This window comes from Saccharopolyspora sp. NPDC050389, from assembly GCF_040655595.1.
GTDB lineage: Bacteria > Actinomycetota > Actinomycetes > Mycobacteriales > Pseudonocardiaceae > Saccharopolyspora.
Genome location: NZ_JBFAKG010000078.1, coordinates 23,249 through 29,983, shown reverse-complemented (window position 1 = coordinate 29,983; position 6,735 = coordinate 23,249). Strand labels below are relative to the sequence as shown.

Below are 6,735 nucleotides of genomic sequence, written 5' to 3'. Positions count from 1 at the left end.
GGCGATCCCGATCAACACGACCATCGCACCAGCATCGACGCGACGACCCCGTTGCCCGGGCACCCGATCCGCGAACCCGCGCGTGTCGGTTTTGGGCTGCTATAGCGACCCAAAAGACTCACGGCCCCGTACCTGCAGAAGCACCGCTCCAGAAGCCCCGGTCCGAGTCCTGGCCAGGCGCGATCCGTGGCGCTTGGCGTGATCACTCCAGTCGCGGCGGCGGCTCGGGCTCTGCGCTTAGACTCCGGGCATGGCACAGCCGCCGCCCTCGTCCAAGCTCACCGTGTCCGAGCTCGCCGATGCCGTCCGGGACGACCGGTCGTTGCGCCGGTTCCTGCACGGCCTGCCCGGCGTCGACCAGGTCGGGTTGGAGCAGCGGGCCGCCGGCCTGGCAACGCGGAGCATCAAGAAGGCCGCGAAGCGCTGGGCGATCGACACCGCGATCTCGATGATCGACCTGACGACGCTGGAAGGCGCCGACACCGAGGGCAAGGTTCGCGCGTTGTGCGCCAAGGCCCGCCACCCCGACCCGGAACGACCTGGCACGCCGCCGGTCGCGGCGGTCTGCGTCTACTCCGACATGGCCGCCACCGCGGTCCAAGCACTCGGCGGCACCGGCATCCAGGTCGCCTCGGTCGCGACGGCGTTCCCGTCCGGCCGCTCTGCGCTGCCGGTGAAGCTCGCCGACGTGGAGTACGCGGTGGCCGCGGGCGCCGACGAGATCGACATGGTGATCGACCGCGGCGCCTTCCTCGCCGGCCGCTACGGGCAGGTCTTCGAGGAGATCCGGGCCGTCAAGGCGGCCTGCGGCGACGCGCACCTGAAGGTCATCCTGGAAACCGGCGAACTCGCCACCTACGACAACGTGCGCCGCGCGTCCTGGCTCTCGCTGCTCGCGGGCGGCGACTTCATCAAGACCTCCACGGGCAAGGTTCCCCAGGCCGCGACGCTGCCGTTGACGCACCTGATGCTCCAGGCGGTCCGCGACTGGCGGGATTCCACCGGCGAACTGCGCGGCGTCAAGCCCGCGGGCGGAATCCGCAACACCAAGGACGCGATCCGCTACCTGGTGGCCGTGCACGAGGTCGCCGGCCCGGAGTGGCTCACCCCGAAACTGTTCCGATTCGGCGCGTCCAGCCTGCTCAACGACCTGTTGATGCAGCGGCGCACCCAGCTCGACGGCCACTACAGCGGCCCCGATTACGTGGCGGTGGACTGATGATCGATAGCCCGTGGGAGTACGCACCGGCGCCGGAGTCGCGGGACATCGCAAACCTCAAGCCCAGCTACCAGATGTTCGTCGACGGCGCGTTCGTCGACGGCGGCGGCGAGCCGCTGAAGAGCATCAACCCGGCCACCGAGGAACTGCTGGCCGAGGTCTCCAGCGCCTCGGAGTCCGATGTGGACACGGCGGTCCGGGCGGCGCGGCGGGCCTTCGAGGACACCTGGTCGACGATGCCGGGCCGGGAGCGCGCGAAGTACCTGTTCCGCATCGCCCGGCTGATCCAGGAACGCGCCCGCGAGCTCGCGGTGCTGGAATCGCTGGACAACGGCAAGCCGATCAAGGAGTCGCGCGACGCCGACATCCCGACCGCGGCCGCGCACTTCTTCCACCACGCAGGCTGGGCCGACAAGCTCGGCTACGCCGGCTACGGCCCCGATCCGCGGCCGCTCGGCGTCGCCGGCCAGGTCATCCCGTGGAACTTCCCGCTGCTCATGCTGGCCTGGAAGATCGCCCCGGCGCTGGCCTGCGGCAACACCGTGGTGCTCAAGCCCGCGGAAACCACGCCGCTGACCGCGCTGGTGTTCGCCGAGATCTGCCAGCAGGCCGGGCTGCCGCCGGGCGTGGTGAACATCCTGCCGGGCGCCGGTGACATCGGCGCGGCGCTGGTCGCGCATCCCGGCGTCGACAAGGTCGCGTTCACCGGCTCCACCGAGGTCGGCAAGCAGATCCAGCGCAGCGTGGCCGGTTCCGGCAAGAAGCTGACGCTGGAGCTCGGCGGCAAGGCCGCGAACATCGTCTTCGACGACGCGCCGCTGGACCAGGCCGTCGAGGGCATCGTGAACGGGATCTTCTTCAACCAGGGCCACGTCTGCTGCGCCGGCTCGCGGCTGCTGGTGCAGGAGTCGATCGCCGACGAACTGCTCGAGAAGCTGCGGATCCGGGTGCGGACGCTGCGCGTGGGCGATCCGCTGGACAAGAACACCGACGTCGGCGCGATCAACTCCGCCGAGCAGCTGAGCAAGATCACCGAACTGACCGCCAGCGGCGACGCCGAGGGCGCCCAGCGCTGGACCAGCCCGTGCCCGCTGCCGGAGAAGGGATTCTTCTTCTCCCCCACGGTTTTCTCCGACGTCCACCAGTCGATGCGGATCGCGCGCGAGGAGATCTTCGGGCCGGTACTCTCGGTGCTCACCTTCCGCACCCCGGCAGAGGCCATCGCCAAGGCCAACAACACGCCCTACGGCCTGTCCGCCGGGATCTGGACCGAGAAGGGCTCGCGGATCCTGTGGGCGGCGCAGCAGCTGCGGGCCGGCGTGGTGTGGGCGAACACTTTCAACCGGTTCGACCCGACCGCCCCGTTCGGCGGCTACCAGGAATCCGGCTTCGGCCGCGAAGGCGGCCGCGCCGGTTTGGAGGCGTACCTCGATGTCTGACAACCGCACACCGGAGCGGCTAGCCGTGGCCAAGACGTACAAGCTCTACATCGGTGGCTCGTTCCCGCGCTCGGAGTCGGGCCGGGTGTACCCGGTGCACGACCGGCAGGGCGCGTTCCTCGCCAACGCCGCGCACGCCTCCCGCAAGGACGTCCGCGACGCGGTCGCCGCGGCACGCAAGGCCTTCGGCGGCTGGTCCGGCGCGACGGCCTACAACCGCGGCCAGGTGCTGTTCCGCATCGCCGAGGTGATGGAGGGCCGGCGCGAGCAGTTCGCCGCCGAGATCGCCGCCGCGGAGGGCGTGTCCCACGAGCAAGCTTTGTCCACTGTAGATACCGCAGTGGACCGGATGGTCTGGTACGCGGGCTGGACGGACAAGATCTCAATGGTGCTCGGCGCCGCGAATCCCGTTGCGGGGCCGTACTTCTCGTTCAGCGTTCCGGAGCCCACCGGCGTGGTCGGCGTGCTCGCGCCGCAGGATTCCGCACTGCTCGGCCTGGTCAGCGTGGTGGCCCCGGTGATCGCGGCGGGCAACACCTGCGTCGTGGTCGCCAGCGCGGACCGGCCACTGCCCACTGTGACCTTCGCCGAGGTGCTGGCGACCTCCGACGTGCCCGGCGGCGTGGTCAACGTCCTGACCGGCCAGGCGGCCGAACTCGCGCCCTGGCTCGCCGCCCACGCCGACGTCAACGCCCTGGACCCGACAGGTGCCCCGGATGAGCTGCGCACCGAACTCGCACAGGCCGCAGCGGACACGGTCAAGCGGGTGCTGCCGGTGCGCGGCGAGCCGGACTGGACCCGCGAGCCCGACCTCCAGCGCCTCCGCGCCTTCACGGAGGTCAAGACCGTCTGGCACCCGGTCGGCACCTGACGATCGGCGGGCTCAGCCCGCCTTCGGGTAGACCACTCGCCCGCGCCGGATCGCGCGTGTCAGCATGCCGATCACGCCGAGCGCGAACACCGCGCCCACCGCGATCGCCGCCCAGCGCGGCATCTCGTACAGCGGCGTCACATCGTCGAAAACCGAGCCGATCACGATCTGCGACACGATGGCCAGCCCGAAGGCTCCCACCGCCACACCGGCGTAGATCTGGTTGCGTGCCTTCGCGGTGAAGGCCAGGAAGAACAGCATGGTTCCCGCCACGAACAGCACCAGCATCGTCAACAGCGCCACCGTGTCCTTGAGCGTGTACGGAATCGTCGCGGTGTCCGCGAACAGCCCGTCCAGCAGGTAGTCCGAACCGAACATGGCCAGCGCCGCCACCGCGGCCCCGCTGGCCACGACCTCCATCGTGGACCGCTTCCCGGTGGCGCGGTCGAGCTGCGCCGCGACCTGCGCCGCGTACTCGCGCGGTCGGCCGAAGGCCTCGACCGGGTCTTCTCCGGTCTCCGCCACGTGCGCCTCGACCTCGGCGAGCACCTCGCCGACGCGTCGGCCGGAGATCTCGTGCATCCGCAGCGCGATCGTCAGCTCGTCCCGGTACTTCTTGTCCAACGTCATCATTCCTGCACCCCTCGTTGCACCAGCTGGATCGAGTTCTTCGCGAACTCGATCCACTTCGGCCCCAGTTCCACCAGCGCCGCCCGCCCCTCGTCGGTCAGCGCGAAGTACTTGCGGCCCGGGCCGCCTTCGCCGGCCCGCCATTCGGCCCGCAGCAACCCGTCCGCGGCGAGCCGGTTGAGCAGCGGGTAGAGCGTGCCCGCCTTCATGTCGGGCAAGCCAGCCTCCGCCAGCCTCTGCAGCAGCGTGTAGCCGTAGCCCTCGCCTCCTTCGGCGAGCAACGCCAGCACGGCCAGATCCAGCACGCCGCGCAACCACTGCGTCTGCCTGGCCGAGATCGCTTTGTCAACCACAGGAAGAAGATAACACCAACTAGTGTGTATCGCCAACTAGTAGGCGACACGAAGCCGCCATCGCTTGTCGATCAACCGGAAACCTGGCCGCCGAAACCGCGCCGGAAGTGCCGAGTTCATCCCGCCACGAAGGCGAGTCGCGTCAGCGGATCTGCCAGTCGAGGCGGCCATCTTCGGTGACCGTCGGGTAGCTGTGCCCCGCCGGCACTCCCTCGGTCAGCGACCGGTGCACGTCCGCGAGCATCGATGAGACGCCCCGCCACTCCGGCCTGAGCACCTGGGCCGCCTCCTGCTCCCACTCCAGCACGCAGCCCGTCAGCGGTCCCGGCCGCAGATCCACCACGAGTTCGTCGGCGAAGCCATCGCCGGCGATCGGGATCCACGACGGGTGGAAGCTGGAGCCCGGGGAGCCCGCGTAGTAGTCGCAGGCGGGCCGGTCCCACTGCGCCGTCCAGTTCTTGCGGTGATCTCGCCAGGACTGGAGCGCCTGCTCCGCGCTGTAGGGCGTGTAGAAGGGCGGCAGGACGTCGGCCAGCACATCCGCATCGGTGCCGCCGCAGCACGTCCACAGCTCGCGCAGCTCGACGGGCAACTCGACCGCGAACTCCGCTTCCAGCTCGGCGAGGTCCGGCGGCACCGGGGAGCGTAGGGCGGCTGCGGTGACGGGTGCGTGCTCCGACAGCCAGAGCACGATCTTCGTCCACAGCTCCGTGACAACCATTCCGATCATGGTCGTCCGGAATTCGCCAAACCGGTACCGCCAACAGTGACCCCACCGCCAGCTGCGAATCATCACTGCGCCGAAAAGCGCAACATGGATTGGACCATTGCCGCACATCCGAATGGGGATCGTTACGAACTGTTCCGTCGACCGTTGCATTCGGCGGGCTCGATACGGTGAGAGCCAGACCGGGGAACACGCTGTGAACGCGGAGCCCGTAGGCTTCCGCGAGGTCTGGTTCGGTGACCGGAGGTAGAGAGATGGCGCAGGACATCGTCCCCATCGAGCTCGGGCTCCCGCAGGGCGACGTCGTCACCCTGTGGGCACCGCGCTGGCGGGAGGACGGCGAGGAATGGGAGGCATTCCTCGGGCACGAGGACGACCTCTATGCATTCCCCGACGCCGCGCACCTGGCGGCGTTCGTGCGCACCGCAGAGGAGCACGACCTCGACGACCACCCGGCGTGGCACGTGGTGCTCGAGCTCCCCGCCGAGGACCTGAGCCCGGACGAGGACCACCAGTACGACCTGGTCGGCGTCCCCGAGCTGGTCGCCGAGCCGCTGGACACCTGGACGATCGGTGAGCTGGCCGACATCGTCGAGATCGCCCGCTCGCTGGCCGACGTCTGCGAGCTGGACGCGGTGCACGACGTGCTGGACGCGGCCGACGGGTTCGCCATGCTCGACCAGGGCACCTTCGCGTTCTCCGGCAAGGACGGGCAGCGCCGCTGGGCCGACCTGTGCCAGGTCGTCGTCGAGCGCTGGGACGAGGTGCTGGACGCCATCGACGCCGTCGTCACCACCCCGGACGTACCGGCCGACGCGGTCGCCACCGCCGAGACCGAAATCGCCGAGGCGCAGGAGGCCGACGCCGACGAAGAGGCGGCCGGCACCACCGAAGCGCCCGAGGTGGACGACATCGAAGAGGTCGAGGTCGGCTTCTGGGGCGAGGTCGGCATCGACCCGATCCGGATCATCACCAGCACCGGCGAGCACTACTCGCTGCGCTGCTACCTCGACGACGACCCGATCTTCCTCGGCACCGGCGGCAAGATCGACGTGTTCCCCTCGCCGCGCGCGCTGGCCCGGTTCCTGGCCGACGAGAGCGCGATCGAGGACACCGACCTGGCCCGGGTCGCGACCTGGTCGCAGGTCATGGAGAAGGCCACCGCGGGCGAGCTGCAGGTCGAGGTCGACCCCGAGAACACCTACGTGCTGACCGGCCTGGACGCCGACCTCGGCGCCGGGCCGTCCGAAGTGGACCCGACGCAGCTGGACCTCGCCGAGGAACTGCTGATGGACGTGGCGGCGTGGGCCGGCGACGAGAGCGTCGAGCAGGCGCTGCAGCCGTCGGAGCGGCTCGGCTGGCTGGTTTCCTTCGTGCTCCGCCCGAGCCCGAACCGGCTGCCGCCGAGCGCGCCGTTCGACGCCGAGGTCGAGACCTGGCGGAAGCTGGTGGAATCCCTGGAAGAGCGGTTCCGCACGCACTGAACCGCGGATCGC

At 69.9% G+C, this 6,735-nt stretch carries 7 protein-coding genes; 4 read left to right on the top strand and 3 right to left on the bottom strand.

Annotation, left to right across the window (positions count from 1 at the left end; translation table 11 throughout):
* Positions 1-250 precede the first annotated feature (250 nt).
* From deoC to AB0I53_RS36780, 3 genes are read left to right on the top strand one after another with little or no spacing between them, the layout of a single operon-like run.
* On the top strand, positions 251-1,219 hold the full coding sequence (gene deoC / locus AB0I53_RS36790) for a deoxyribose-phosphate aldolase (RefSeq protein WP_358613440.1): 969 nt from the start codon (positions 251-253) through the stop codon (positions 1,217-1,219).
* Positions 1,219-2,658, top strand: coding sequence for an aldehyde dehydrogenase family protein (locus AB0I53_RS36785; RefSeq protein ID WP_358613438.1), 1,440 nt, complete (start codon positions 1,219-1,221; stop codon positions 2,656-2,658). Before deoC ends, AB0I53_RS36785 begins: the two co-directional genes overlap by 1 nt.
* The gene (locus tag AB0I53_RS36780) at positions 2,651-3,529 is read left to right on the top strand and encodes an aldehyde dehydrogenase family protein (protein ID WP_358613436.1); all 879 of its coding nucleotides are present in this window, start codon (positions 2,651-2,653) and stop codon (positions 3,527-3,529) included. The genes AB0I53_RS36785 and AB0I53_RS36780 overlap by 8 nt, the downstream gene beginning before the upstream one ends.
* Positions 3,530-3,541: 12 nt before the next feature.
* Here AB0I53_RS36780 and AB0I53_RS36775 read toward each other — a convergent pair whose 3' ends face one another.
* The 3 genes from AB0I53_RS36775 to AB0I53_RS36765 all read right to left on the bottom strand — a co-directional run bounded on the left by AB0I53_RS36775 (position 3,542) and on the right by AB0I53_RS36765 (position 5,233).
* Positions 3,542-4,162, bottom strand: a complete 621-nt coding sequence (locus AB0I53_RS36775) for a hypothetical protein (protein WP_358613434.1) — start codon at positions 4,160-4,162, stop codon at positions 3,542-3,544.
* Complete coding sequence (locus AB0I53_RS36770) at positions 4,159-4,512, bottom strand: PadR family transcriptional regulator (RefSeq protein ID WP_358613432.1); 354 nt, start codon at positions 4,510-4,512, stop codon at positions 4,159-4,161. Before AB0I53_RS36770 ends, AB0I53_RS36775 begins: the two co-directional genes overlap by 4 nt.
* A 142-nt stretch (positions 4,513-4,654) precedes the next feature.
* On the bottom strand, positions 4,655-5,233 hold the full coding sequence (locus AB0I53_RS36765; protein ID WP_358613430.1) for an SMI1/KNR4 family protein: 579 nt from the start codon (positions 5,231-5,233) through the stop codon (positions 4,655-4,657).
* 260 nt (positions 5,234-5,493) lie between these two features.
* On the opposite strand from AB0I53_RS36765, the gene AB0I53_RS36760 reads away from it, so the two are divergent.
* Entirely contained in the window at positions 5,494-6,723 is a 1,230-nt protein-coding gene (locus tag AB0I53_RS36760) for a primosomal protein (protein WP_358613428.1), read from the top strand.
* Positions 6,724-6,735 lie beyond the last annotated feature (12 nt).

What these genes read in the sequence shown, in the direction of transcription:
- AB0I53_RS36765 (WP_358613430.1), bottom strand. Translation starts at nt 5,233, where the DNA reads ATGGTTGTCACGGAGCTGTGGACGAAGATCGTGCTCTGGCTGTCGGAG.
- AB0I53_RS36760 (WP_358613428.1), top strand. Translation starts at nt 5,494, where the DNA reads ATGGCGCAGGACATCGTCCCCATCGAGCTCGGGCTCCCGCAGGGCGAC.
- deoC (WP_358613440.1), top strand. Translation starts at nt 251, where the DNA reads ATGGCACAGCCGCCGCCCTCGTCCAAGCTCACCGTGTCCGAGCTCGCC.
- AB0I53_RS36785 (WP_358613438.1), top strand. Translation starts at nt 1,219, where the DNA reads ATGATCGATAGCCCGTGGGAGTACGCACCGGCGCCGGAGTCGCGGGAC.
- AB0I53_RS36780 (WP_358613436.1), top strand. Translation starts at nt 2,651, where the DNA reads ATGTCTGACAACCGCACACCGGAGCGGCTAGCCGTGGCCAAGACGTAC.
- AB0I53_RS36775 (WP_358613434.1), bottom strand. Translation starts at nt 4,162, where the DNA reads ATGATGACGTTGGACAAGAAGTACCGGGACGAGCTGACGATCGCGCTG.